Source organism: Chitinophaga sp. 22308 (assembly GCF_052045305.1).
Lineage (GTDB): Bacteria > Bacteroidota > Bacteroidia > Chitinophagales > Chitinophagaceae > Chitinophaga > Chitinophaga varians_A.
Genome location: NZ_JBQEOP010000002.1, coordinates 734,363 through 758,894, shown reverse-complemented (window position 1 = coordinate 758,894; position 24,532 = coordinate 734,363). Strand labels below are relative to the sequence as shown.

Sequence of the window (24,532 nt, the reverse complement as noted above, 5' to 3'; positions counted from 1 at the left end):
GTCTATTAATATGTGAACCATGAAATGCATTCTTCCATCTCTATGCCTTCTGGTGGGTTTATCAGCATGCCGGACAACTCAATTGCCAGTACCTGCGTACATTCAAAAAGATGCGCATTCCCAGCAGCAATGGCAGCTGATATGGGAAGATAACTTCAACGGCTCTACGCTGGATACTACCAAGTGGACGCGCATCCCACCCAACGGGGCCGACTGGGGCAAACACATGACCAGCGATGACCGCTGCTATGTCCTGAAAGACGGGAACCTGTACCTCCGCGGCATCAATAATCCCGACACCACGAAAGACCCGAGACCCTTCCTGACCGGCGGCATCTATAGCAAAGGGAAATTCGCTTTCCAATACGGGAAAGTGGAAATCCGCGCTAAGCTGGAATGCACCCAGGGCGCCTGGCCCGCTATCTGGATGCTGGCAGAAAACAATAAATACGGCGCCTATCCCCGCAACGGAGAGATCGACATCATGGAACATCTCAACTACGACAGCATCATCTATCAGACCACGCACTCCTATTATACACTGGACCTGAAACAAACCCAAAATCCTCCCCACGGCGGTACAGCGGCATTGCTGAACAACGAGTTCAATGTCTTTGGCATCAACTGGTCCCCGGATAAGATCGTATTTCTCATCAATGGCAGGGAAACATTCACGTATCCACGGGTGGAAGGCGTAGACCCGTCGCAATGGCCTTATGATCAGCCATTTTATTTGTTGATTGATCAACAGCTGGGCGGCACCTGGGTCGGTAAGGTAAATCCGGATGATCTGCCTGTGCAGATGATTGTGGACTGGGTGAAGGTGTATCAGTAACTTCATGAAAGCAATCATACAGAAAAGGTCAGGGTATATATCCTGGCCTTTTTTTATTTTCCAGCCTTCGGCTGATAAATACCTGGTTTTTAATTTTTTTTGGTCAATAAAAATTCCCGGTGTAAATTTGTAAGGTAAACTTATTAGTTTTACTACATAAACAATTTACAATATTAATATGGACAGTTTCGCCACCGCCTCTTCCTTACGTCTTAGCATCTCCAACCTCAACAAGCGGCTGCGCAAGCAGGTATATTCCACAGAAGGGTTCTCGCTCAGCGAGTTATCAACACTTTCCTATGTATACCAGCAGGGCGCCATGTTTCCATCAGAACTGGCAGAGCTGGTAAAGGTGAAAAACCAGTCCATGTCGCAGATACTTAACAGCCTTGAAACAGGAGGGCTCATTACCCGCACACAATCGCCGGAAGACAAGCGTAAGATGAGCGTGACCATCACCCCAAAAGGGAAAAAGGTGGTAGAAAAAACCCGGCATGAACGGGACGAATGGCTGGCCGAAGCGATTGAACAGACATTATCGAAAGAAGAGAAAAAATTGCTGACAGCGGTACTGCCGCTGCTCAACAAAATTGCAGACTATAAATAAAGGAAAAACATGATCACGCGTATCGACAAAAACACCGCCCTTGTGCTCATCGATTTACAGACAGGCATTTTCAGCCGTCAAACGGCGCATCCGGTGAAAGACGTTATTCACAAGGCTGCTCAGCTGGCAGCGGCCTTCCGCAAGGCGGGCCTGCCTGTGATAGTTGTCAATGTAAACCCCATCGGCTCGCCGGCCATGCTGGTACGTGCTGATGTCAACAACGGCCTGCCTAAAGATCCCGTGGCACAGCAGCAACAGCTGGAAGCCATGAAAGCCGGCGGCTTCTTCGACATCGCGCCGGAAATTAACGTGCAACCGGAAGACATCCGTATCACCAAAGGCACATGGAGCGCTTTTCCGAATACGCCATTGCTCGGCATCCTGCGCGAACGCAACATCACCAACATTGTGCTGGCAGGCGTTTCCACCAGTATTGGCGTGGAAGGCACCGCCAGAAGCGCCAACGAAAATGGATTTAATATCACCTTTGCCACCGACGCCATGACAGACACACAACTGGCCTGCCACGAAAACAGCCTGCATTACATCTTCCCCCGCATCGGTGAAACAGGTACCACCGCAGATATCCTGCATCATCTGAATTTACGTGAAAAGTAAAGAACGTATACCCGTCGGGTTTATCACTCCGTTGGTGCTGGGCACCATGATGAACCCTCTCAACTCCACCATGCTGGCCACCGCGCTAACGACCATCTGCCAGTCCTTTGGCCGCAATATCAGCGACGGCGCCCTGTTGATCACACCGCTATATCTCACCTCTACCATCGGGCAACCGCTCATGGGAAGACTGGCCGACCTGTACAGCCCTAAAAAAGTAAACCAGCTGGGATTCCTGCTGGTGCTGCTAGCCGGTATTACCGGCACCATAGCGCCTACTTTTGACTGGCTCATCGTGTCCCGTGTGTTATTAGGCCTTGGCACCTCTGCCGCCTACCCTTCTGCCATTGCGCTGGTCAACCGGAGATATGCAGCGGCCGGCGAAGCGGTGCCCGGTGGCGTGCTGGGCATCATTGCCGTGTCCGGCCTGGGCAGCATGGTACTGGGGCCGGCACTGGGAGGCCTGCTATCAGAGACATTCGGATGGAAAGGCATTTTCTTTATCAACATTCCCTGGGTATTGGTATCACTCTGGCTGGCAAGGGCGTTGCCCGACACGCCACCGGCAACACCGGTCAGTATCCGGGAACTGCCACAGAAACTGGATATCGTCGGCATCCTGCTGTTCAGCGGTATGTTGCTCAACCTGCTGTTGCTGTTATTGCACCGCTCCTTTTCACCCGGAGGCACGCTGCTATTAGGTGTATTGTTTACATTGCTCATCCTCTGGGAAAGAAAACAGGACAGCCCATTCATAGATGTGCATTTATTTGTGCAACAACCTTCGCTACTGCTGGTATACCTGAGTGCGATGGCCACCAGTTACGTGATGTACCTGATGTTGTTTTCCCTGCCACAATGGATGGAGCATGTAAAACAGATTTCGCCCGCACGTACCGGCCTTTTGTTATTGCCAATGTCATTAGTGTCTGCTGTCGCAGGCTTACTCATCTCCCGGCATAACAGCCTGCTGGTGAAAAACGTGGCTGGCGTTGGTTGTATGATCGCCGCATGTGCGGCCCTGTTCTTCGTTCACGCAGGCATACCGATATACCAGTTGACCGGCATCACCCTGCTGGTGGGCCTGTCTACCGGCATCAATCCAATTGCCAATCAGGCATGGCTACACGAAGAAGCGCCGGCAGGACGCACCGGGGTTTCGTTTGGGCTTTACCGTACTTTCGGTTATATCGGCGCGATAGTATCCGGGTCACAAATGAAAACATTGTACCAACAGGGAGTGACAGACAACAGTTTTCACACCGTAGTATGGTTCACCACGGCCAGCTGTGTGCTGATGGTCTTACTGCTGCTACCGTCCATCAGCCGGAAAAAAGAGCTGTCATTGCGGTAGTCATTTATTTTCGTTAGCTTGGCGGCATTCAATCATTATCCTGATAAGATGAAGCAAAACATTGCCCTGGTTGTTTGGTTACCCGCCATATGCCTGATGATAGCCACCGGCTGCCATAGCCGTCCGCAAAGTACCGGTACTAACGATACCGCACAAACGACATCACGTGAAACAGCCGATACCGTGCCGGCAGCGCCACCACCAGCTATAGCCGCCACGGACGGGCCGGTGCGTTACAACGTATTTATGTGCGCCGCCACCGGCGATCTCAACAAAGACAATGTGAGCGATTCCGTGGTAGTGATGCACGACACCACTTCCGCAGAAAAGCCCTACCGCCTCCAGGTATTATTTGGCCGGCCCGATGGCCAATACCAGCTGGCGGCGACTTCTGAAACGGCGATACTGCCGGACGGCGGCGCTGGCGCACACGACGCCATCAACCTGGATTCTGTCCTCGTCAGCAAGGGCGTGCTTACGGTGAGGATATCGCTGCTGCGCGGCATGGCGGAGTACCTTTACCGCTACCAAAACCAGCGGTTCGAATTGATCGGCTACAGCCGCAACGAATCCGATGGCCAGGGCATGCTCGTCAGCGAACAGTACAATCTCTCCACCGGCCGCTACATCCGCTCTACCGAGGCATATGACGGAGAAGACAGGCCTACGGCACATACGGACACCATCATACCTATCCGGCCGCTGCCGGTCATGGACACGCTGGTGCCGTTTGAAACCTATCACGCAAAATATATCCTGTTCTAAGGTTTGACGGATTCACACCCTGTCAAAAATATTATTAACCTGTAAGTTTGTATCAGCACCCTCAAAACCATTAGCATGAGAAAGCTGATATTGCAAATGCAGGTGAGCGTAGACGGCTTCGTGGCCGATACCGATGGAGATACCCGCTGGCTGGTCAGCGACTGGGACCAGCCCCTGAAAGACTATGTGCTTGCCCTTACCTCCCCGGTAGACCTTATCCTGATAGGCCGCAAACTGGCCCACGAATTCATTCCCGCGTGGTCTGCCCGCGCCGGCGATCCCGATGTCGCCGACGTATATACGCATCGCATGAATGACCTCGACAAAATGGTCTTCTCCCGCACACAAACGGAACATGGCTGGAAGAACACAGTGCTTGTGAACGAAGACCTGACCGAAGAAGTAGCCCGGCTAAAAAAATCCCCCGGAGGCGATATTATCACCTACGGGGGAAGCAGTTTCGCCGCCAGCCTGATACAGGCACATCTGATCGACGAGTTTCATTTGTTCGTTAATCCGGTGGCCATTGGTAAAGGCCAGTCTATTTTTCATCTGCTGGACCAGCATTTGCCCGTAAAGCTGGTCAGCGCCACATCATTTTTGTGCGGTATCGTTGTCCTTTTTTATCAGCCCCAGTACCGCAGGTAAGTCCTCTTCCCGGTTGGTGGTGACAATGTCCGGCTGTACGCCTGTCAGCTCCCAGCTGTGGTCCGTGCCCGGGAATACCGGCGCCGCTACAGACACCGACAGCAGAAAGCGGTCATTCGCCGGATAAACTTCATTCATATGCGCACCGCCGGCAGAGCGCTGTCCTACGATCACCGCCCGTTTCAGGTGTTGCAGTTCAAAAGCGATGGCCTCCGCAGCAGATGCCGTATGATCATTGACCAGGATATACAACGGCTTCTCATAAGGTTTGATACCGCTCAGCGCCTGGGCTTTCATCAACTCATTTCTTCCATCCCGGCTTTTCACTTCCAGCAACGGGGTGCCGTCTTTCACAAAATACCCTTCCAGCACCAGGCCGATAGCGCTGCCGCCTCCTCCATTGTCGCGCAGGTCCAATACCAGCGCTTTTGTATGCTGCACGAATACCATCGCGGCTTTCAGTATGTCCACGCTGTTGGGCGACAGGTTAATTTCTGACAAGCGGATATAACCGACAGCGCCAGGCAATATCTTCGTCTCCGCAAAACCGAAATTCATATTGACCGCCCTTTCGTCGTAATGAAACGGGTCTTTAGCGCTATCCCCCTTTGCGGGCGGCGCTTTCAGCTCTTTGATCATCTCTGGGTTGTAACGCAGGAATACATGGCCGTCTTTTACGGTCTTCCGCAGGAGGCCGGTGACCGCTTTAGCAAAGACATGCACGCTGTCTGTTCCCTGCACCAATTGTTTTTCCTGTTGCAGCAGCGCCGCTGCCAGTGTTTTGCCTTTATCGGGATACACATAATGTTGTTCCAGCAGTTGTGCCGCCTGCCTGATCACCGCCTGTTTTTCAGCGGGAGTTACCATTTGCCCGTAGGCTGTTGACAGGCACAGGCCAAACGCCATCAGGGCATACCATTTTTTCATGTTGACATCGATTAGTACCACAAAGCTACTGTTCGGCTGAGGGCCAAAATTGCATAGAATTAGCGTGGGCGGAAAAAATTACAACTTACGGAAAGCACCAGGCAGGTAGCCCGTGTATTGTTTGAAATTGCGGATAAAATGGCTTTGGTCGAAGAACCCGCATTGCAGGGCGATAGCGGTAAGCGATTGTTTTTTATCCCGGACCAGTGCCAGCGATTTGCCCACTTTTATTTTCCGGAGATACTCGGCCATGGTACCATGGAAATACACCGGGAAATATTTGGAGAGCGTTACTGGGTGTATACCGATTTCTTCGGCCAGGAGGTTGAGCGAGAGCGGAGCGTCCCAGCGGTCATGCAGTAGTTGTTGCAACCGGGCCACCCATGCGGGCGTTCCTTTGCCGGCCCTGACCGGCGGGCCCCAGTGTTGCAGTAAGATCGTATGTGCCAGCGTATCATGTCCCGGCAGCAGCGTACATTCTTTATACAGGTTCAGCACGGCCAGTTGCAGCGCATGTTCCGGCAGGGTGTCCCAGCTGATTTCCGGCAGCCCGTAGGTCCTCCAGAAAGCAGGTTCCACTTCGAGATTGAGATTTCGGGAAGGGTGCAGTGTTTGCAGGTTGCGGTGTTCTTCTCCGGAGGCATAGCGGACCAGTTTGCCGGGCAGCACCTCCTGCTGACTGAAGCGGCGGTGTTCAAGGTTACCGCCCTCCAGCACCAACGAACAATGAGGATTGGCATGGTGGTGCCATTCTTCCGACACGGCGGCATGGTATACCGTTTCCGACAGGATGATGCCGGAAAGATGGTAATTGACTTTGTTTTTACCCAGAAAGGTGCCGCTGCCGAGTTGTTCCATTATACTGTTACGTTACTAACGCCTGCTGACTTCCACCGCCGCTTCTTTATTGTATTTCATGCGGTAGTCTGCCGGCAGCATGCCCGTTAGTTTTTTAAAGATAGCACGAAAAGCCTTACTGTCAGAATATCCCACTTCGTACATCACCTCATTGATGTTCATGCGGCTGGATTCCAGTTTCTTTTTAGCCGCTTCCATGCGTACCCGCTGGATATATTCCAGTGGCGTATTGTCCGTCGCTTTTTTAAAGCGGCGTACAAAGTGGCGGCGGCCGATGGCGAAGCGGTCGGACAGTTCCTCTACCGAGATACGCTGGTGGATATTGGCTTCAATATATTCCTGCGCCTGTCGGATGGGGGCGTCTTCATGTTTCTTTTGTCCGCTGAACATGGTAAAGGGCGACTGGCTGGTGCGGTCTATGTCCAGGGCATATACTTTAGACGCCATGATAGCTGTTTCGCGGTCGGTGTATTTCTCCACCAGGTGCAGCAGCAGGTTCCAGTAGGAATTGGCTCCGCCGCTGGAGAAGAGGCCGTCCTGCTCCGTTACGATGCGGCCGTTGACCAGCTCCACTTCCGGGAAGAGTTGCCGGAACAGGTTGGCCGAGGCCCAGTGGCTGGAGCATTCGAGGCCGTTGAGCAGGCCTGTGGCGGCCAGCATGAAAGCACCGGAACAGAGGCTGGCCACATCTGCGCCATTTTCTTTATATTGGTGGATGATCCAGGGGATGAATTCCCTGTTTTTATATAAGGTAGCTTCAAAATCCCCGGCGATAGCCGGGATAATAACCAAGTCTGTACGTTTTACCTCTTTCAGCATTTTATCGGTGTGTACGCTGAACAGGCCATTGTACTGTTTTACCATGGGCGTAAGGCCCAGCAGCTGCAGTTTAAAGGCCGGCGGCTTGCCCGCATCTTCGAGAAAGCCATTGACGCCGTTGAGCATCATATGAGGATCTACAATACTGGCCATCACGGCGTCATTGAGCACTAGTATGGATACATGTTTCATATGACCGGGGGTTTATACTTAAAGTTAAGGATATAAAAAGTCGCAAACTACCCTACGAATGTCTCTATACCACCCCATCCTGTAGCGGGCAGCGGAGTAACTTTGGTTCAGAACATCACACAAAATGCAACAATTATGAAAAACGAGCAAAAAATTACGCCTTTTCTCTGGTTCAATGACAATGCAGAAGATGCTATCAATTTTTACAAAGGTATTTTCAAAAATGCGGAAGTGGGGGGTATCAACCGTTATCCCGCCGGTGCGCCGCTGCCTGAAGGCACCCTGATGACCGCCACTTTCCAGCTGGAGGACCTGTCGTTCGTGGCCCTGAATGGCGGACCTCATTTCACTTTTACTGAAGCGATTTCTTTCGTGATTTCCACAGAAACGCAGGAAGAGACCGATCATTACTGGAACAGCCTTATTGCTGACGGCGGTAAAGAGGGGCAGTGCGGCTGGCTGAAAGATAAGTTTGGCTTGTCCTGGCAGGTGGTCCCTACCCTGTTGGCCCGTTTACTGGGGGCGGCAGACCGTCAGAAAGCAGGCCGTGCCATGCAGGCCATGATGGGCATGAAGAAGCTTGACATGCAGGGCTTACAGGACGCTTTTGACGGAAAATAACCCTTTTTTCAAGTTAAATACAGCTTATATGATACGCCTTATTGTAGCCATTATTACCGGTATGGTGGTGATCACGTTGTTATCAGTCGGCACCGACCATATTTTCCATGTCACCCATGTATACCCTCCTTACGGCGTCCCTATGTTTGACGCCGGACTGTTATTACTCGCCACCGCGTACCGGTTTGTTTACCAGGTGCTGGGTTCCTGGCTGGCCGGCGCCATTGCACGGTCTCGGGCCTCTGCCGCCACCTGGACCATGGGCATTGTCGGCGTGGTGATGTGGATCGTTGGCATGATTGCCATGAAGGGCGCCGGTCCTGCCTGGTATCCTTTGCTGGGCGCAGCGTTGTCTATACCCAGTTCATTGCTGGGGCGGCAGATTTATTATGCCCGTCACCGCCGGCAAAGTAAACATCTCAATGTAGTATGAGGAAAGTAATTGTATCGATGAACCTTTCGCTGGACGGGTTTATGTCCGGCCGGCAGCGGGAGCTGGACTGGCATCTGGCCAGCTGGGGCGCTGACATGAGCGAGCGGCTTACGCGGGACCTTACCGGGGCAGACACGCTGTTGCTGGGCAGGAACACCTATGAAGCCATGGCAGCCTACTGGCAGCGGGTGGAGATAGATTCCTTTTTTCCGCGGGAAGATATAGCCTATGCCGTGATGCTGAACACTACACAGAAGGTGGTGTATTCGCGGACGCTGAGCGTATTGCCGTGGAGCAACAGCCGGCAGGCGAAGGGTGATCTGCGGCGGGTGGTGGCCACGTTGAAGGAGCCGAGGCCTGGTCCTGAGAAGAATATTCTCGTATATGGGAGTGGGCAGCTGGTGGGCGCATTAGGTGATCTCGGGCTGGTTGACGAATACCATCTGTGGGTACATCCGATAGTGTTAGGCCAGGGTATGCCGATGTTTTCCGGCGGGCCTGACAAGGTATCGATGACGCTGGAGCAGATGCAAACGTTCCGTTCCGGGGTGGTCTGGTTCAGGTATATTGTCAACAAAAATCCGTTTCTCCCCGTCACGCCATAACATTCATTTCAGATAAAACCAGCCGCCATGGCTGGTTTTATTTTTTGTATCCCCATTTTCGATACCCCAAACCATTCACCCATTTTTTTTGAATTAACGTTTGCTTTACAACCGCCTCATTTTCGTACACGTTCCTTGGTTATAAGTGGCACCATTTAAATTTATTCAGCCACCCCAATCAGTTAATTGCATATGAGTTACCATGAATTAAGTGACAGTGATCTGGTTGCCGGTTATAACAAGGGCATCGTTGAATGTTTCACAGAGATTTACAACCGTTATTGGGCGATTCTGTACCGTCATGCGTTGCGGATGCTTCGTGATGAGTGTTCTTCCCAGGATGTGGTACAGGAGACTTTCCATTCATTAATTCGTCATGGCAGTATCCAGGAAACGATACCATTGCGGTTGTTCCTGTATACTACGGTGCGTAACCGTATTATCAATAACTACCGCCGGGAGAAGGTGCGGGAGAAGTACCTGTCCTCGTTGAGGAACCATGTTTGCGCATCCGAGTGTACGGAGATACAGGTACGGGAGCGGGAGTTACAGCGGCAGATAGAGATGGAGATCTCGCGTTTGCCGGAGCGTATGCGGCTGACTTTTGAGCTGAGCCGCAAGCAGCATTGTGATTACAAGACCATTGCCGAGCGTACCAGTACGTCTACCGAGACGGTGCGTAAGCAGATCCACAATGCCATCAGGATCTTGCGGACGAAGCTGAGTTACTTCTAGGCGATTTCTTAACGCCGTGTAAAAACAAAATGCATTATTCACAAAAAGTTAAAGATTTCATAATCTCACTCCAACTGACTTGTTAGCTCTGCGTATTATATATATGAAAGGTTAACAGATTGTCAGTATCCCTTTCCTTTTTGAGAAGTCAATGTGAATGTATTATCTAACCAGAATTTTGTATGAGCGACCAGGAAACCAAAGATTTATTGGACCGTGTGGAACGAGGTGATTGCACGCCGGAGGAGAAGGCACTGGTAGAAGACTGGTACCTAGCACTCTGCCGACAGCAGGAACCGGTGGCGTATGATGTAGACTACGCCAGGATCAAACGGGAGATCTGGGCCAGGTTGAAGATAGGGAGGAGCGGATCACCCGGTGCATGGTACCTGATGGCCGCGGCGGTAGCTTTTATGTCTGTATTGTCTTACACCATGTATATGCAGACAAGCGACACCGGCCGGCAGCAGGACAGGATGATGGCTGCTATCCGTCCGGGCGGCAATAAAGCCATGCTCACATTATCAGACGGCACACAGGTGCCGCTGGGCAATGCGCCGGACAGTATCCTGGCAGCGCCCGGAGTGGTCGCACAACAAAACAACACAGGAATTTTGAATTATTTCAATACCACCAGGCAACCATTAAAACTATCGGGAGACCGGCCTGTGTACAATACGATCACCACCCCCCGAGGTGGTCAGTACCAGGTGGTCCTTCCTGATGGCAGCAGGGTTTTCCTGAATGCGGAAAGTAGTATTACGTACCCTGTACCTTTTACAGGCGCTACGCGCCGGGTCCAATTAATTGGCGAAGCATATTTTGAAGTAGCAAAGAATCACCAGCAACCTTTTATTGTCTCCAGCCTCCAACAAACTATCAAGGTGACCGGCACGCATTTCAATGTATGCTGTTATCTCCACCAACCCGACATTACTACACTAGCAGAGGGCAGTGTGGAAATCACGCCCCTCTCCTCATCCACGACCCACCCACTAAAGCCTGGTCAGCAAGCTACCCTGATTGGTAACGATATAGAAGTAAAGGCAGTCAAAGCCGAAGACGTCACCGCCTGGAAAGATGGATTGTTTGTATTTAACGGTACCCCTTTAAAAGAAGTTCTTCAACAAATTGGAAGATGGTACGACGTTGAGTTCACCTACAGCAACACCCTCACGAACAGCAAACGATTTGACGCTGAAATCCCGAGGAGCTTAAACCTCCTGCAAGTCATCAAAATCATTGAAACGGGCAGTAAACTACAATTTAAGATAGACGGTAGGAAAATCAACGTTCAGTAAAACATCAACCAAACGTATTAACAACAGTCAAAAACGCTTACTAAAAAAGAAACCGGAAGTGGTTGCAACACTCCCGGCAGGATTGAATTTCGTAAAACACTTGCGCTAACAATTTTTTCACAATTTTCAACCAAACAAAGATATGGAATATAAAGTACCCACCAAGGTGGGAATGGATATTTCTTTTCGAAAAATCCCCTCCCGACAGAGCCGTCACGCTCTCAAAATCATAGTGGCCATGAAACTAATCGCATTACTGTTTTTATTCAACCTGCAGGTTACCGCCAGCGTTTATTCACAACGGATATCCCTTACCGCCTCCAACACACCACTGCGGGAAGTGCTCCAGGCCGTCCGGAAACAAAGCGGCTACTCCTTCTTCGTGGAGTCCGATAACCTCCGCGACTCCAAGCCGGTCAACCTCCAGCTCATGGAGAACTCCGTCCCCGAAGCCCTGGACAAGATCTTCGAAAATCAGCCCTTCACCTATACTATAGAAAACAACGTTATTGTTGTGACGCGGAAACTGCGTACCAACCTTTCAGCTGCTGATTTTCTTACGTTCGATAACGGAGGCCCCGACTCCACCAAAGTAGTATATGTACAAGGCCGCGTACAGGATGATAAAGGCCAGCCGCTCGTAGGCGTGAGCATCCGCGTAAAAGGCGGAGGCACTGGTACAGTGACCAAACCTGACGGCACTTATACATTGAAGACAAATGCAGCGGCAACGCTGGTGTTTAGCTATATAGGGTATCTCTCCCGCGAAGTAAAAGCTTCCCAGGGATCTATTGATGTAGTGTTGAAACAGCTGAACACGGCGCTGGACCAGGTGCAGGTGATAGCGTATGGAACCACCACCAAAAGGTTTAGTACAGGGAATATTGCGACAGTGAGCGCGGAGGTGATTGAGCGGCAGCCGGTGTCGAATCCATTGTTGGCGTTGCAGGCAAGAGTGCCGGGAATATTCATTCAACAGTCTTCAGGTGTATCTGCTGCCAACGTAAATGTAAATATCCAAGGTATCAACAGCCTTAGGCAAGGCACTACTCCCTTCTTTGTTGTAGATGGAGTCCCATATACTCCACAAAACCTTCTTCCAACATTAATGGGGTCAACTATAATAGGGGGAGGAGGAAGTACATTAGGATATATTAATCCAAATGATATCGAAAGCATCTCTGTACTTAAAGATGCTGATGCAACTTCGATTTATGGATCAAGAGCCGCAAATGGAGCAATTCTTATTACTACCAAAAAAGGGAAAGCAGGAGTAACCCGAATAGAATTCGACCTACAAACCGGCTGGGGAAAAGTTCCAAAGTTTCTCAACATGCTAAATACTAAAGACTATATATCGTTACGATTAGAGGGAAAAAAGAACGATGGTGCAAATATATTTCCGACGGATTACGACATTAACGGTACATGGGACACAACGCATAGTACTAATTGGCAAAAAGAGTTGGTAGGCGGCACCGCTGCATTTAGTAATCTACAAGCCTCCATATCCGGCGGAAACACTAATACACAATTTCTAATAAGCGGTGGCTATTTAAAAGAGACTACTGTATACCCTGGCAATATGGGTGATTCGAAAGGTAATGTACACCTAAACTTAAATCACAGAACCAACAATCAAAAACTCAAATTAAATTTTATCAGCACATATCTTCAGGGAAAAAACACTCTACCAACCACCGACTTGATGAGTCCAGCAGTAACGCTTCCTCCTAATGCACCTAATCTATACACAGATGATGGAGGATTAAATTGGGGAAAAGCACAAAATGCTCCTGTATACACTTTTAGAAACCCACTTGGCTATCTATTAACTAAATACATTGGCAATACTAGTAATCTCATTTCAAAAGTAGATATCGAGTACAATGTCTTATCAGGACTGGACCTTAAAACTAATCTTGGATATAACAATTTACAAACAAACGAAACAAGTATAATCCCAAGAACCGCATTTAATCCTGGAATTACATTTAATCCCAGATCATCTACCTCGGCAAACAAATCAATAACATCATGGATAGTAGAACCTCAGTTAAAATACAAAAAAGAGATGCTTGCGGGATCGTTTGATGCACTTGTAGGTTTCACATTTCAACAAATAAAAAATTATGTACTATCTGTTAAAGGGACAGGATATTCTTCTGACGCTCAACTTGACAATTTACAGGCAGCACCAAACTTATCGATAAACTATTCGCTACAAGCATTATATAGGTATAACGCTCTGTTTGGAAGAGTTGGATATCGCTACAAAGATAAATACATGGTAACATTAGCAGGCAGACGTGATGGGAGCAGTCGATTCGGCTATGAGAACCGATTTGCAAACTTCTATTCTATTGCCGGTTCATGGATTTTTGGCGACGAACAGTTTATCCAAGAAAACATCAGACCTCTAAGCTTCGGAAAGCTCAAAGTATCATATGGCACTACTGGGAATGACCAAATTGGGGATTATCAATATCTAACTTTATATAACACAGTACCTGTCGACATACCATACCAGCAAACTACCGGCTTACAGCCAACCGGTCATTCCAATCCTTTTCTGCAATGGGAAATTACCAAAAAACTAAACTTCGGGGTAGATTTAGGCTTTTTAAACAACAGAATAATATTCAACGGTAATTACTACATCAACAACTCTTCTAATCAGCTTATAAGCTATCCGCTAGGATTAATAACAGGTTTTTCCTCAGTCAACCAAAACATCGATGCGCAAATAAGAAACACTGGATTAGAAATACAAATTGATGCTATACCACTAAAAAAGAAACTTCTTACATGGACAGCTTCATTTAATATAACAGTCCCTAAAAACAAACTACAGTCATTCAAAAATATAGATGCATCAACATTATCCGAATCGTTCGTTGTCGGCTATCCGGTGAATATAGTCAAAGCATACCCATTCTTAGGAGTAAATGCAGAAACGGGATTATACGAATACAAGACAGCTGACGGAAAAACAACAACAGCACCAGACTACACCACTGACAGAACAAAACTAATCGATATTAACCCCAAATTCTATGGAGGACTATCCAATACGATCACATACAAAAATATCAGCATTGATTTCACTATTCAATTTGTCAAAAAAACAAGTTACAGCGATAAGATAGCATTAATGGCATCGCCTGGCAGTATGATAAATATGCCCTCCATTGTCTCAGACAGATGGCGAACAGTAGGTGATCACAGTTACTACCAAAAGGCAGGTCAGTCAAACACCTCCTACAACTCCCTCTTCTTCAGCGAGGCTCAATATACTGATGGTTCATTCATAAGACTTAAAAACGCGTCACTCTCCTATTCTTTGCCACTCACTTGGATGAAAAAAATGAAAATCACATCAGCTAAGATATTTGTTCAAGGGCAAAATCTATTAACGTTATCTAACTTCTTTGGACCCGATCCTGAATCTCAATTCATGAACGTTTTACCTCCGCTACGAACTATCACATTCGGCATTCACCTCACCTTATAAAATTAATACATGAAAAACTACATAAATATCAAATTAACTTTCATATCGATAGTTATTCTTGCCACCAGCTGCAAGAAATTTCTTGACATTGGAGCTCCGTCAACAAGCATAAACGCGGAAAACGTTTATCAGCTCGACAACACGGCAGCCGCTACTCTCACGGGTATATATGCTCAAATGATGTACTCCGATTTTGCAGCGGGAGGGATAACATCAATATCTTTCCTAACAGAATTATCAGCCGATAATCTAATATTATTTGACTTAAACAAATTAGATTTTCTAGCATATTACAGGAACGATCTCAACCCAGAATATTCGAATCAGGCCAAAAATCTCTTTAGCAACTTTTATACTAGAATCTATACAATAAACGCCGCTGTGGAAGGCTTAAATAAAGCCAGTACATTAACCCCCCGGATAAAACAGCAGCTATTAGGTGAAGCATACTTTTTAAGAGCATTCTATTATTTCTACCTGGTAAACTACTTTAAGAATATACCGCTGATCACATCAACTGATTATAAGCTAAATTCAACGATATCAACCTCTCCCCCTTCAGAAATATACAACCAGATAATATCAGATCTTCAGAATGCAAAGAAATTGTTAGATGAAAAATACTACGACGGAACTATAACTAAATTAATCTCAGAAAGAATTCGTCCCAACAAATACGCTGCAACTTCTCTATTGGCTAGAGTATACTTATTCAACAAAGAATACAAATCTGCAGAACTAGCAGCAACGGAGGTTATTAATCAAAATACGCTTTATTCCATTCTTCCCTTAGACCAAGTCTTTCTAAAGAACAGCCAGGAAACTATTTGGGCATTACAACCAGTCAAAACCGGATACAACACGGATGAGGCATCAGTTTTCCTATTAACAACACCGCCTGGAAGCGTAGGTAAATCAGTCTATGCTTCCAACTCGCTAGTTTCAAGCTTTGAAAGTGGTGATGGCAGGTTATCTCATTGGATGGGGGAATATGCATCAGGAACAGCTACGTTTCCATATGCAGCAAAATACAAAATAGATGCTAACAGCAATCAGGTAAAAGAATACAATATAGTATTCAGATTAGCGGAGCAGTATCTAATCAGAGCGGAAGCAAGGGCGGAACAAAACAATCTATCAGGCGCCATAGAAGACCTAAATGTTATACGAAAGAGAGCAGAACTAAATTCATTAGGTACTTTACAACAAAACAATCTAAGAGATACTATACTTCACGAAAATAGAGTAGAATATTTTATGGAATGGGGACACAGATGGCTAGACCTTAAACGCAATGATAATATTGATAAAATCATGCAAGAAGCTGAAATATTTAAGGGGGGCATTTGGGTATCCTACAAATCCCTATTTCCAATTCCAAATAGTGAAATATTAAGAAACAAAAACTTAAAACAAAATCCAGGTTACAATTAACCATATCACACTTAACACCAAACAACATGGATTCAAAAATCATCGTTATAATATCTATTTTATTTTCGCTCAGAGCATTCGCCCAGGATAAGGTGAACTTTAGGCATAGTGGAAGTTGGAAGGAACTAATATCCGAATCAAAAAATAATCAAAAAATAATATTTATTGACGTTTACGCAACTTGGTGCGGACCCTGCAAGCAAATGGATCGAGAGGTATTTTCAGACGACTCAATAATTGGATACCTAAACAAGAAATTCATATCGATAAAAATACAGTCTGACTCAACTTTAAACGACAACACATTAGTTAAGAATCAATACTCCCTTTCTTCCAATTTGATAAAGAAATATCATATCACTGCACTTCCGACTTTTTTATTCTTTAATTCAAATGGAAACTTGGCTTATAGAAAAGAAGGTTTTTATCCTGCCAAACAATTTCTAATTATCTGCAAAGAAGCAGAACAAGCAATATATACGTTGGACTATAATACCAACAGATTACTTTCCGGAGAATTAAAAAACAAACAACTCCTGGAGTTCTCAAATTACTTGCACGATGCCCAAATCGACTCATTGTCGATCTTATCAGCTCAGAAATGTAAAGATCTATACATAAACAATAGCGAACCAGCTTACATTCTTTCTCTAGACCTCATTAGGTTCATCAATAATTTCTACTTTCTATTTGATAGTCACGACCCCATAATAAAATACATGATTGATAATCCCCGAAAATCGGATAGCATAACGACAATACCACAAATAACCGAAAAAACAACTGCGCTCCTTGTTGCAAAAAATATAATAAATCCTGTATTAAGAAAAAATGCGGTTCCAAACTGGGATAGCCTGGAATACAGAATAAAGACCGAGTGGACCTCCGAAATAGCTGGCAGATCCATTTTGTCCAGTAAAATAAAATGGTATACTGAAAAGAAAGATTGGGACAATGCTATAAAAAATCACATAAAGAAGCTCGACACATATGGCATACCAACCGACGATTGGGGAGCTGTCTATGTAAACAACATGGTATGGAATCTTATACTTAAACACAGTAATGACCCTATTGTTCTCTCAAAAGCCGAGCAATACATGAAAGAAATACTAAAAACAAGACCCACCGATTATTACAAAATTGACACTTATGCAAATGTCCTGTATAAATCAGGCCAACACAATCAAGCGATAGAAATTGAAAAAAAAGCTCTACAAATAGCTAAAAAATCAAATGACATTGAAGCTATCCATTCAATAGAAGAATCGGTAAAAAATATGGAGAATAAAATTCAAACTTGGTAAAAATATTCAAGAGTTCTCTCTTCTTTTTTTGCAGTGTGTTTACAACAAGAAGATGATATAAAAAAACACCCGATGACCATCCAGCTATGTCCACAAGTAATAAAATTTCAATAAAAGAACATCTCACTGCACTAATACAGCAGAAACCACATTTTTATCACAAAAATAAGTAAATTAAGACTCTTCTTAAGTTACTCCTAATCAACCAAACAAAGATAATCATGAAATCGCTATCTATAATACTAACCATTACTCTCTCGATTGTTTTTAATGTGACCGCTCAAAAGGCGTTAATTAGTTTTAATTCTTATAGAAACTGGCCTATCGTCGACCATGGTAATATAAGCAATGATGGAGAATATGTATATTATAATATAAAAAATGATTCCCCCACAATAAACAGCACCGTAATTGTAAAAAGTGACAGTAGCTGGAGAGAAACGATTTCAGACATTGAAGATCCATGTTTCAGCGAACAAGGACAAAGCTTTCTATACAAGAAGGGAGACTCTCTCTTTACCCTAAACCTTAAATCAAAAAAAACAACTTTCAAATCTAAAATCCAATCATATACAACAAAAAAAATAAATGGAAGGGAAATAATAGTTTATTTACGAAGGGATAGTACGCTATATATCGAATCGCTAACAGGAATCCTCCTGGCATCATTTCCAAATACCAAAACATATGAAATCAGCCCAAACTCCGAGACACTCATCATAAAACAGTCCACTTCCGAACCTGAAATAGAAACAATGTCCTGGATAAACATCAAAGATTTTTCCCATAAAGAAATTTATTCAGGCCCAATGGTCGGAGCAACAATATTTGATCAATCATCAGAACAAATTTCATTCACTACCCAAACAGGAGAAAATACCAATTTTTGGTATTATAAGAAAGGGGCTTCTAAGGCGATAGAACTCGTAAACAAAGATGTTCCAGGTCTGGACTCTGGCTTCATTACCACAAGGGACAACTGGAGATTCAGCCCCAATGGAAAACTGATAATATTCTCGCAAACAGAAACGGTAAGAGAGGCTACAAAACCAAGCAATCCGGAAATCTGGAACTATCAGGATCTATATTTAGTAAGCTTCTTTAAAAATCCTACCAGTTTTAGACCTAGATCCTTCCTCACCTCTGTCGACATAGAGAATCGCAATATAAAAAGACTAATCAACAAGGGCGAGGAAATTGATATAATGTCATTTCAAAATAAAGACAATCCATATTTTATATTTTCAACCAACTACAAGCTCAATCTAAAAGTACGTAACAAATTTACAGTTGACTATGGAATATGTAATATTTTAACAGGTGAGAGGAAAACAATAGGCAGGAGTGACGAAATGCTAAATCCTACTTTCTCTCCCGATTCCAAATTCCTCGTCTACTACAAACCACATACGCATCATTTTTACGCCTACCATATTAGTTCAGCGACAGAAAATTGCATAAGTAGCACTCTAGATCAACCACTACTCAACAATCGATTTAAAAACTACCCTCAACCTGAGTCGTATCCTGAGCAAATTGTTGGATGGATACCATCAAAATCACAGGTATTAGTAAGTGACTCGTATGATATTTGGTCTCTGGATCTAACAGGGGCGCGTAAGCCCATTAATCTAACAAATGGACAAGGAAGAAAAGAACGCATCAAATTCTATCCTATTGAGAATACGGAAACAAACCTAGTCTTTCAACCTAGAGACAACGTTATTCTAAAGGCATTCAATACGCTAACAAAGGACTTTGGATATTACTCCCTTAAACTGAATGAAAAACCAATGCTAACAAAGCTATCAATGGAAGCAAGCGCAATCGGAAAATACATGTACAAATATCACATGCTATCAAGAACACAATTTGTAGAATCTAAATTCCGCAAAGGCTATCTAATAAGAAAAGAAAAATTCAATAACAGTCCTAATTATTACTACAGCCGAGACCTCAAAAAATTCACGCAACTTTCCAATCTTCAACCGCAGCAAAAGTACAATTGGTTAATTGCAGAACTACATAACTACAAAGACTCCCTGGGAAATGACTGTCAGGGTGTCCTGTATAAACCCGAAGACTTCTCCGCTACAAAAAAATACCCAATAGTCTTTAACTATTATGAAACATATAGTAATGAACTTAATATTTTCCCTCTACCAGAAATTAACGGTGGTGATATCGATATTGCATATCTAGTAAGTAATGGATACTTGGTCTTTCGACCTGACATCATTAGCGAACCTGAGAAAGCAGGTCAGGGAGCTTTACAGTCTATTGTAGCTGCACTAGATCACTTCTCGAAGTATACTTGGGTTAATTTAAATAAAGTAGCAATGACTGGAACAAGTTTTGGCGGTTGGGAAACGAATTACATTATAACTCATATTTCCAGACCTATCGCTGCTGCCGTGCCACAAGCCGCAAACAGTGACCTAATTTCATATTCTTTTTCGATTGCCAGAAATGGCAACGATAGATTTGGATATAGCCAATACGGTCCATTCAAACTAACTCGACCATTTATCGAGGCATCAGATACCTATATTAAAAATTCGCCGCTCTTCTCTGCTAATAATGTCAATACCCCAGTGCTATTCATGCATAATCCAAATGACAAACAGGGCGAGGTCTTTCAAAGCCAAGCATTATTTATGCAACTTCGTATGTTAGGAAAGCCAGCGTGGCTCCTATCATATCCCGGTGAAGATCATGGGTTGTCAATTCCCGCCAACATCATCGATTACAAGGAAAAACTATATTCATTCCTCAATCACTACTTAAGAGATGGTGCGATACCTTCTTGGATGACAAAACACATAAATGCCTTCGACTAACGAGAGACAACAACATTAAGTTTATCGGTAAAAAATTTTGAAAGTTCCCCCTTAAAACGTAACGATATAGAAATATCGAATAATCGTTAAATTTAAGGAGTATGAAAAAAATCAAAATTTACAGAATGCCAGATTATCGGGATTCTAAATGCACAAGAATCGGGAAAATCAGTAACGGACATCTGTTGTGATCATGGAGTAAGCCAGGCGACATTTTATCAGTGGAAATCCAAGTACTCTGGGCTTGAGGTTAACCAGTTAAAGAAATTAAAGGACTTGGAATCAGAGCTGACTCAGTACAAAAAAATAGTGGCAGAACAAATCTTCCAGATCACCTTAATGAAAGATGTTACCGAAAAAAGCTTAACGCCGGCTGATAAGCATGAGCTAGTGGATTATGCCCAGGAAAGCCACAAAATGGATATCAGGCAGGCCTAAGATTATTTCAAATTCACCCTTCTGTCTACTACTACAAATCCATTCCAAATAGTGACAGGAATATCCGGGATAAATTATTTGAGTTGTCGCAATTGCATAATCGCTGGAGATTCTGAATGATGCATCATTATCTACGTAATCTGAACCAGAAGTGGAATCATAAACGGGTCTACAGGGTCTATACAGAGATGAGGCTCAACATGAGACGTAGCACAAAAAACGCTTGCCGGCGAGAATAATGGAGCTATTACTCCAACCAGTCACACCAAACATACCCTCGTCTATGGATTTCATGCATGACACCCTAAATAATGGTGTCACCTTCAGATCTTTTAATATCATAGATGACTATAACAGAGAGGCATTAAATATCACAATCGATACCAGTTTACCCAGCAAGCGCATTATCCGACCGCTTGATAAGTTGATTGCCTGACGTGGACAACCACTAAAAATCGGAGTCGATAACGGACCTGAGTTTGTGGCAGAGGCGCTGGCAGAATGCGCTGCTATCCGGTGTATTGAGCTTAGGTTTATTCAGAAGGGCAAACATTCCAGAACGGCTACATGTAGCACTTCAACCGAAGCTATAGGGAGGAAGTCCTGGATGCATTCTGCTTTACCCGTCTCAAGGAAGCTCAATTATTGTCTAATGCGTGGATGTGGCTGTACAACAATCAAAGACCACACGGGTCATCAGGATACAAATCCCCGACAGATTTTCTTCAGCAACATCAGAAAACAAATAACTTCCCGACACTTCAAAAAGATGTAGGTTATGAATGGGAAACTTTAGTTAAAAACGTTACTGTTTGAGGGTAGCTTTCAGCATCAACGCTAAAAATGGAAAGGGTAGAAGAAGCCCAAGCTCCTTCTACCCTTAAATCTTACATCTAATTCTTAGTTAGAAGAATAGATCTGTTTAACGTCTGGGCAAGGACCAGGAGTTAAAGTAACAAATGTTGACTGCAGAGGAATGTCTGTTTGATCAAGTGTTGCGAAATCCACCTTAACTTGGCAGTTATTAATAGCCGGGCTCTGACGGGTGTAAACGTGGTCAGTAGACAGTGCTTTCACAGCAGAAATACCACCAATTACTGCAACAACAGCGGAAGCAGCCAGCAAAATTCTAACTTTTTTCATGATGATAAATTTTGAAAAGGAAAATAAATATTGCCTACTTTTTTATAAGGGGGTTCGGCATTATCCCTTCAACTTTGATACCGAACATAACATCTTGGTATCACTCAGATGTCATGATCTATTTATGCGCAAAAAATTAAATATCATAGTAAAGGTAAACTCATTGAATAAAACCCTCTCCCGTATATAAAACTTTCATTTCACAAGAGACAGTATTCACTATTGAAGCATAGGTAATCATAACTGAAGTTCCATTTGGATCAAGTGTGTAGTAATTAACTTTAATAAAACATCCTTTTTCAGGATATAATGGATCCCCTATCCACACATAATTATAACTTCTCGCTTTCAGAGCGGTAACTATACCCGCTACGAGAAACAAAACTAATCCAATAATCAAAACTCTTAACTTAAGCATATCAATTGAATTAAGATGAGTGATTAAATAAGATTAAGAAATATGCCCCAACCTATTTAGTCCTTCAGCGCCGAAAGTATCTCACTTGCATCTACTTTGCTTGCAAATGCCTTCTTCACCTTTCTGCCGTTTGAATAAACACTTGTATGCGGCACTCTATTAATATTATAAAACTTTAAATAAATCAACCCAGTATCTATTCCTAGATGAATGTTGTTATATTTATTCAAATCAAACTCTCTATTAAACGATCTAACATCCTTTATCGAAGCTGCTGTTAAAAAACAGAACTCAACGTCTTTGAACTGATCCATACTACCTAAGATACTTTTCACCTCGGCTCGACAAAAATCACAGTAAGGATCAAAAAAAAGCATCACAACTGGCGCCGACATGGAAATGCTATTTGTATCAAAATAAGTACTACTGTCAATCATCATCATTTTTATCGAAGGTAGCGTCAGTCCGACAGAACGGTCAATCCGGCCAGAAGGGGCAGCACAACTAACTACCAACAAGAAGGCTAAATAAAAAATACTTTTGGGCATAAAAAACGTTTATCCAGCTATTTCGAGTGAATCTATACTTTTCATATTCAAACCTGCTTTAATAACAAAATCCAACATAACCATATTAAATAACATACAAAGCGAAAACGGGAATAACTGAAACCTAAGAGCAACCGGAGAGGCAAAAACACTAAAAAGTAGGTTGACGGTCCAAAATGAAAAATACAAACACCAAACATGAAACAGATTATTCATCGAATATCTACCTCCTAAGGCGAAAAACGAAAAACTCATCATTACAAACAAAGCATTAAGCACACCATTAAATACAGGATACCAATCTAATATCTCAACAACCCGGGTTTTAGTTCGGTATTTTAATTTATTACTCGAATATTTAAACCAATTCCGCCCAGTTGTCTGCACAGTATCTAAACCACTATTATAAATTTGCAAAAACTCAACCGGAGGAGCATAGAACTTAAGAAAATTGGGCCAAAGGTAATATCTAGCGAAAGCCGCGGGATACCTTTTTATCAACATCTTTCCGTACTCGTTATATAACCCTCCTACACTAGCCCACTTTTTAAATTCAACAGCGGAAGAATCCTTTCTATATAGCCTATTCATATACACTCGCAGTGGCGACTCCTTCCTCCACATATAAAAAGTATTAGCCAGTAACAACTCTTGAGGATATTTGAAATAGTTCTTTGTTGAATCAAAATAATTTCTAACATCCTGATCTAGTTCCTTAAACCTATCAGGCACCTCTTCTCTATGCATAGAATCAATAAACCTATATGCATACATTGCATTATTAGCCATTTGCCATCCTGTAAACGGAGAAAACTGAAACGACCCTGTAAGATTCTTATACTGACCACCCGTAAACAAAACAAAGGAGCCAATTAGTATAAAAGAAATGAGGATACCAACTATCTTTTCTTTTAAAAACGATCGATTAATTAAAAATGCCAGCCCCGAAATTATAGGATAAAACAGAGCATTATACCTGACCATAAATGCCATTACAATTACTACAGAATGCCATATCAAAAGAGGGACAGAAGGTTTCTGCAAAATCCAAATAAGAATTGTAAACCAATTTATACTCAGTGCAAAAAACAAAGCATCACTAGAAACGTAGTTTGATAAGAAAAGTGAAACAGGGCCTAACACTAAGGCGACTAAAAGTAAACCTCGTATCCATTTTCTAAGATCAAAGAAATAGAAAAAGCTATACAACATCCATATCATGCTAAATTGAATCATTAGATACTGGATAGCCACCAAGCATGTATCACTTGTAGAGAAAATACTAAAAAACCTTAAAAACTTAGCATATCCGATTGGATAAGTGTCAATACTTAGATTATTGAATGCACTTTGTATATATGAATATGAGTCCGCATTAATAAAACCGGCTTGTGGATAGAAGTACTTAAATACCCCAAACTCCACACACATTATTAAGAAGCACACCCAAATCGCATTTTTATTAAACGTATCTCCCAAAACAAACTTTTTAAATGAAACAGTTCCTTTTTCTGTGTATCTGGCTTTTTCTGCTATTTGCATAGTCGTCATTTTTATGAATCTGGGGAATTA

At 44.0% G+C, this 24,532-nt stretch carries 22 protein-coding genes and 2 pseudogenes; 17 read left to right on the top strand and 7 right to left on the bottom strand.

Annotated features, from left to right (window positions below; all coding sequences use genetic code 11):
- Positions 1–82 precede the first annotated feature (82 nt).
- The 6 genes from ACTJJS_RS09825 (at position 83) to ACTJJS_RS09800 (ending at position 4,827) form a co-directional block, all read left to right on the top strand.
- The gene (locus tag ACTJJS_RS09825) at positions 83–835 is read left to right on the top strand and encodes a glycoside hydrolase family 16 protein (protein ID WP_440663530.1); all 753 of its coding nucleotides are present in this window, start codon (positions 83–85) and stop codon (positions 833–835) included.
- Positions 836–1,013: 178 nt separating this feature from the next.
- Positions 1,014–1,442, top strand: a complete 429-nt coding sequence (locus tag ACTJJS_RS09820; RefSeq protein WP_440663529.1) for a MarR family winged helix-turn-helix transcriptional regulator — start codon at positions 1,014–1,016, stop codon at positions 1,440–1,442.
- Positions 1,443–1,451: 9 nt separating this feature from the next.
- Complete coding sequence (locus ACTJJS_RS09815) at positions 1,452–2,060, top strand: isochorismatase family protein (RefSeq protein WP_440663528.1); 609 nt, start codon at positions 1,452–1,454, stop codon at positions 2,058–2,060.
- Positions 2,050–3,414 carry an MFS transporter gene (locus tag ACTJJS_RS09810; protein WP_440663527.1) on the top strand — a complete coding sequence of 455 codons (1,365 nt, stop codon included), beginning with the start codon at positions 2,050–2,052 and terminating at the stop codon, positions 3,412–3,414. The genes ACTJJS_RS09815 and ACTJJS_RS09810 overlap by 11 nt, the downstream gene beginning before the upstream one ends.
- Before the next feature lie 48 nt (positions 3,415–3,462).
- Entirely contained in the window at positions 3,463–4,179 is a 717-nt protein-coding gene (locus ACTJJS_RS09805; protein ID WP_440663526.1) for a hypothetical protein, read from the top strand.
- A gap of 75 nt (positions 4,180–4,254) precedes the next feature.
- Positions 4,255–4,827: a dihydrofolate reductase family protein gene (locus ACTJJS_RS09800; RefSeq protein WP_440663525.1), complete on the top strand. Its 573-nt coding sequence runs from the start codon at positions 4,255–4,257 to the stop codon at positions 4,825–4,827.
- Here ACTJJS_RS09800 and ACTJJS_RS09795 read toward each other — a convergent pair.
- The 3 genes from ACTJJS_RS09795 to ACTJJS_RS09785 form a co-directional block, all read right to left on the bottom strand.
- Positions 4,774–5,754, bottom strand: coding sequence for a S41 family peptidase (locus ACTJJS_RS09795; protein WP_440663524.1), 981 nt, complete (start codon positions 5,752–5,754; stop codon positions 4,774–4,776). The genes ACTJJS_RS09800 and ACTJJS_RS09795 overlap by 54 nt on opposite strands.
- A gap of 78 nt (positions 5,755–5,832) precedes the next feature.
- Positions 5,833–6,612, bottom strand: a complete 780-nt coding sequence (locus tag ACTJJS_RS09790) for a helix-turn-helix transcriptional regulator (protein WP_440663523.1) — start codon at positions 6,610–6,612, stop codon at positions 5,833–5,835.
- 15 nt (positions 6,613–6,627) lie between these two features.
- Positions 6,628–7,623, bottom strand: a complete 996-nt coding sequence (locus tag ACTJJS_RS09785) for a GlxA family transcriptional regulator (protein WP_168872753.1) — start codon at positions 7,621–7,623, stop codon at positions 6,628–6,630.
- Positions 7,624–7,758: 135 nt separating this feature from the next.
- Here ACTJJS_RS09785 and ACTJJS_RS09780 point away from each other — a divergent pair, with 135 nt between their 5' ends.
- From ACTJJS_RS09780 to ACTJJS_RS09730, 11 genes and pseudogenes are all read left to right on the top strand, one after another.
- The gene (locus tag ACTJJS_RS09780; RefSeq protein WP_440663521.1) at positions 7,759–8,244 is read left to right on the top strand and encodes a VOC family protein; all 486 of its coding nucleotides are present in this window, start codon (positions 7,759–7,761) and stop codon (positions 8,242–8,244) included.
- A gap of 28 nt (positions 8,245–8,272) precedes the next feature.
- Positions 8,273–8,677, top strand: coding sequence for a hypothetical protein (locus tag ACTJJS_RS09775; protein WP_440663519.1), 405 nt, complete (start codon positions 8,273–8,275; stop codon positions 8,675–8,677).
- Positions 8,674–9,282: a dihydrofolate reductase family protein gene (locus tag ACTJJS_RS09770; protein WP_440663518.1), complete on the top strand. Its 609-nt coding sequence runs from the start codon at positions 8,674–8,676 to the stop codon at positions 9,280–9,282. Before ACTJJS_RS09775 ends, ACTJJS_RS09770 begins: the two co-directional genes overlap by 4 nt.
- A gap of 192 nt (positions 9,283–9,474) precedes the next feature.
- Positions 9,475–10,017, top strand: coding sequence for an RNA polymerase sigma factor (locus tag ACTJJS_RS09765; RefSeq protein ID WP_440663517.1), 543 nt, complete (start codon positions 9,475–9,477; stop codon positions 10,015–10,017).
- Between the two features lie 182 nt (positions 10,018–10,199).
- Positions 10,200–11,318 (top strand): FecR family protein, encoded by a 1,119-nt coding sequence (locus tag ACTJJS_RS09760; protein ID WP_440663516.1) that lies wholly within the window; start codon positions 10,200–10,202, stop codon positions 11,316–11,318.
- A gap of 142 nt (positions 11,319–11,460) precedes the next feature.
- Positions 11,461–14,832 (top strand): SusC/RagA family TonB-linked outer membrane protein, encoded by a 3,372-nt coding sequence (locus tag ACTJJS_RS09755; protein WP_440663515.1) that lies wholly within the window; start codon positions 11,461–11,463, stop codon positions 14,830–14,832.
- Positions 14,833–14,841: 9 nt separating this feature from the next.
- On the top strand, positions 14,842–16,266 hold the full coding sequence (locus tag ACTJJS_RS09750; RefSeq protein WP_440663514.1) for a RagB/SusD family nutrient uptake outer membrane protein: 1,425 nt from the start codon (positions 14,842–14,844) through the stop codon (positions 16,264–16,266).
- A gap of 26 nt (positions 16,267–16,292) precedes the next feature.
- On the top strand, positions 16,293–17,573 hold the full coding sequence (locus ACTJJS_RS09745; RefSeq protein ID WP_440663513.1) for a thioredoxin fold domain-containing protein: 1,281 nt from the start codon (positions 16,293–16,295) through the stop codon (positions 17,571–17,573).
- Between the two features lie 221 nt (positions 17,574–17,794).
- Positions 17,795–20,413 (top strand): prolyl oligopeptidase family serine peptidase, encoded by a 2,619-nt coding sequence (locus ACTJJS_RS09740; RefSeq protein WP_440663512.1) that lies wholly within the window; start codon positions 17,795–17,797, stop codon positions 20,411–20,413.
- 117 nt (positions 20,414–20,530) lie between these two features.
- Positions 20,531–20,851, top strand: a pseudogene (locus tag ACTJJS_RS09735) (transposase); the annotation flags it as partial.
- A gap of 588 nt (positions 20,852–21,439) precedes the next feature.
- Positions 21,440–21,667: pseudogene (locus ACTJJS_RS09730) on the top strand (integrase core domain-containing protein); the annotation flags it as partial.
- A gap of 84 nt (positions 21,668–21,751) precedes the next feature.
- Here ACTJJS_RS09730 and ACTJJS_RS09725 read toward each other — a convergent pair.
- The 4 genes from ACTJJS_RS09725 to ACTJJS_RS09710 all read right to left on the bottom strand — a co-directional run bounded on the left by ACTJJS_RS09725 (position 21,752) and on the right by ACTJJS_RS09710 (position 24,502).
- The gene (locus ACTJJS_RS09725; RefSeq protein ID WP_440663511.1) at positions 21,752–21,994 is read right to left on the bottom strand and encodes a hypothetical protein; all 243 of its coding nucleotides are present in this window, start codon (positions 21,992–21,994) and stop codon (positions 21,752–21,754) included.
- Between the two features lie 160 nt (positions 21,995–22,154).
- Entirely contained in the window at positions 22,155–22,412 is a 258-nt protein-coding gene (locus ACTJJS_RS09720) for a hypothetical protein (protein ID WP_440663510.1), read from the bottom strand.
- Between the two features lie 56 nt (positions 22,413–22,468).
- Positions 22,469–22,960: a peroxiredoxin family protein gene (locus tag ACTJJS_RS09715; protein WP_440663509.1), complete on the bottom strand. Its 492-nt coding sequence runs from the start codon at positions 22,958–22,960 to the stop codon at positions 22,469–22,471.
- A 9-nt stretch (positions 22,961–22,969) separates the two neighbouring features.
- Complete coding sequence (locus tag ACTJJS_RS09710) at positions 22,970–24,502, bottom strand: hypothetical protein (protein ID WP_440663508.1); 1,533 nt, start codon at positions 24,500–24,502, stop codon at positions 22,970–22,972.
- Between the last annotated feature and the right edge of the window lie 30 nt (positions 24,503–24,532).

What these genes read in the sequence shown, in the direction of transcription:
- ACTJJS_RS09790 (WP_440663523.1), bottom strand. Translation starts at nt 6,612, where the DNA reads ATGGAACAACTCGGCAGCGGCACCTTTCTGGGTAAAAACAAAGTCAAT.
- ACTJJS_RS09780 (WP_440663521.1), top strand. Translation starts at nt 7,759, where the DNA reads ATGAAAAACGAGCAAAAAATTACGCCTTTTCTCTGGTTCAATGACAAT.
- ACTJJS_RS09715 (WP_440663509.1), bottom strand. Translation starts at nt 22,960, where the DNA reads ATGCCCAAAAGTATTTTTTATTTAGCCTTCTTGTTGGTAGTTAGTTGT.
- ACTJJS_RS09815 (WP_440663528.1), top strand. Translation starts at nt 1,452, where the DNA reads ATGATCACGCGTATCGACAAAAACACCGCCCTTGTGCTCATCGATTTA.
- ACTJJS_RS09785 (WP_168872753.1), bottom strand. Translation starts at nt 7,623, where the DNA reads ATGAAACATGTATCCATACTAGTGCTCAATGACGCCGTGATGGCCAGT.
- ACTJJS_RS09720 (WP_440663510.1), bottom strand. Translation starts at nt 22,412, where the DNA reads ATGCTTAAGTTAAGAGTTTTGATTATTGGATTAGTTTTGTTTCTCGTA.
- ACTJJS_RS09800 (WP_440663525.1), top strand. Translation starts at nt 4,255, where the DNA reads ATGAGAAAGCTGATATTGCAAATGCAGGTGAGCGTAGACGGCTTCGTG.
- ACTJJS_RS09765 (WP_440663517.1), top strand. Translation starts at nt 9,475, where the DNA reads ATGAGTTACCATGAATTAAGTGACAGTGATCTGGTTGCCGGTTATAAC.
- ACTJJS_RS09755 (WP_440663515.1), top strand. Translation starts at nt 11,461, where the DNA reads ATGGAATATAAAGTACCCACCAAGGTGGGAATGGATATTTCTTTTCGA.
- ACTJJS_RS09795 (WP_440663524.1), bottom strand. Translation starts at nt 5,754, where the DNA reads ATGAAAAAATGGTATGCCCTGATGGCGTTTGGCCTGTGCCTGTCAACA.
- ACTJJS_RS09775 (WP_440663519.1), top strand. Translation starts at nt 8,273, where the DNA reads ATGATACGCCTTATTGTAGCCATTATTACCGGTATGGTGGTGATCACG.
- ACTJJS_RS09820 (WP_440663529.1), top strand. Translation starts at nt 1,014, where the DNA reads ATGGACAGTTTCGCCACCGCCTCTTCCTTACGTCTTAGCATCTCCAAC.
- ACTJJS_RS09770 (WP_440663518.1), top strand. Translation starts at nt 8,674, where the DNA reads ATGAGGAAAGTAATTGTATCGATGAACCTTTCGCTGGACGGGTTTATG.
- ACTJJS_RS09740 (WP_440663512.1), top strand. Translation starts at nt 17,795, where the DNA reads ATGAAATCGCTATCTATAATACTAACCATTACTCTCTCGATTGTTTTT.
- ACTJJS_RS09805 (WP_440663526.1), top strand. Translation starts at nt 3,463, where the DNA reads ATGAAGCAAAACATTGCCCTGGTTGTTTGGTTACCCGCCATATGCCTG.
- ACTJJS_RS09750 (WP_440663514.1), top strand. Translation starts at nt 14,842, where the DNA reads ATGAAAAACTACATAAATATCAAATTAACTTTCATATCGATAGTTATT.
- ACTJJS_RS09745 (WP_440663513.1), top strand. Translation starts at nt 16,293, where the DNA reads ATGGATTCAAAAATCATCGTTATAATATCTATTTTATTTTCGCTCAGA.
- ACTJJS_RS09760 (WP_440663516.1), top strand. Translation starts at nt 10,200, where the DNA reads ATGAGCGACCAGGAAACCAAAGATTTATTGGACCGTGTGGAACGAGGT.
- ACTJJS_RS09710 (WP_440663508.1), bottom strand. Translation starts at nt 24,502, where the DNA reads ATGCAAATAGCAGAAAAAGCCAGATACACAGAAAAAGGAACTGTTTCA.
- ACTJJS_RS09725 (WP_440663511.1), bottom strand. Translation starts at nt 21,994, where the DNA reads ATGAAAAAAGTTAGAATTTTGCTGGCTGCTTCCGCTGTTGTTGCAGTA.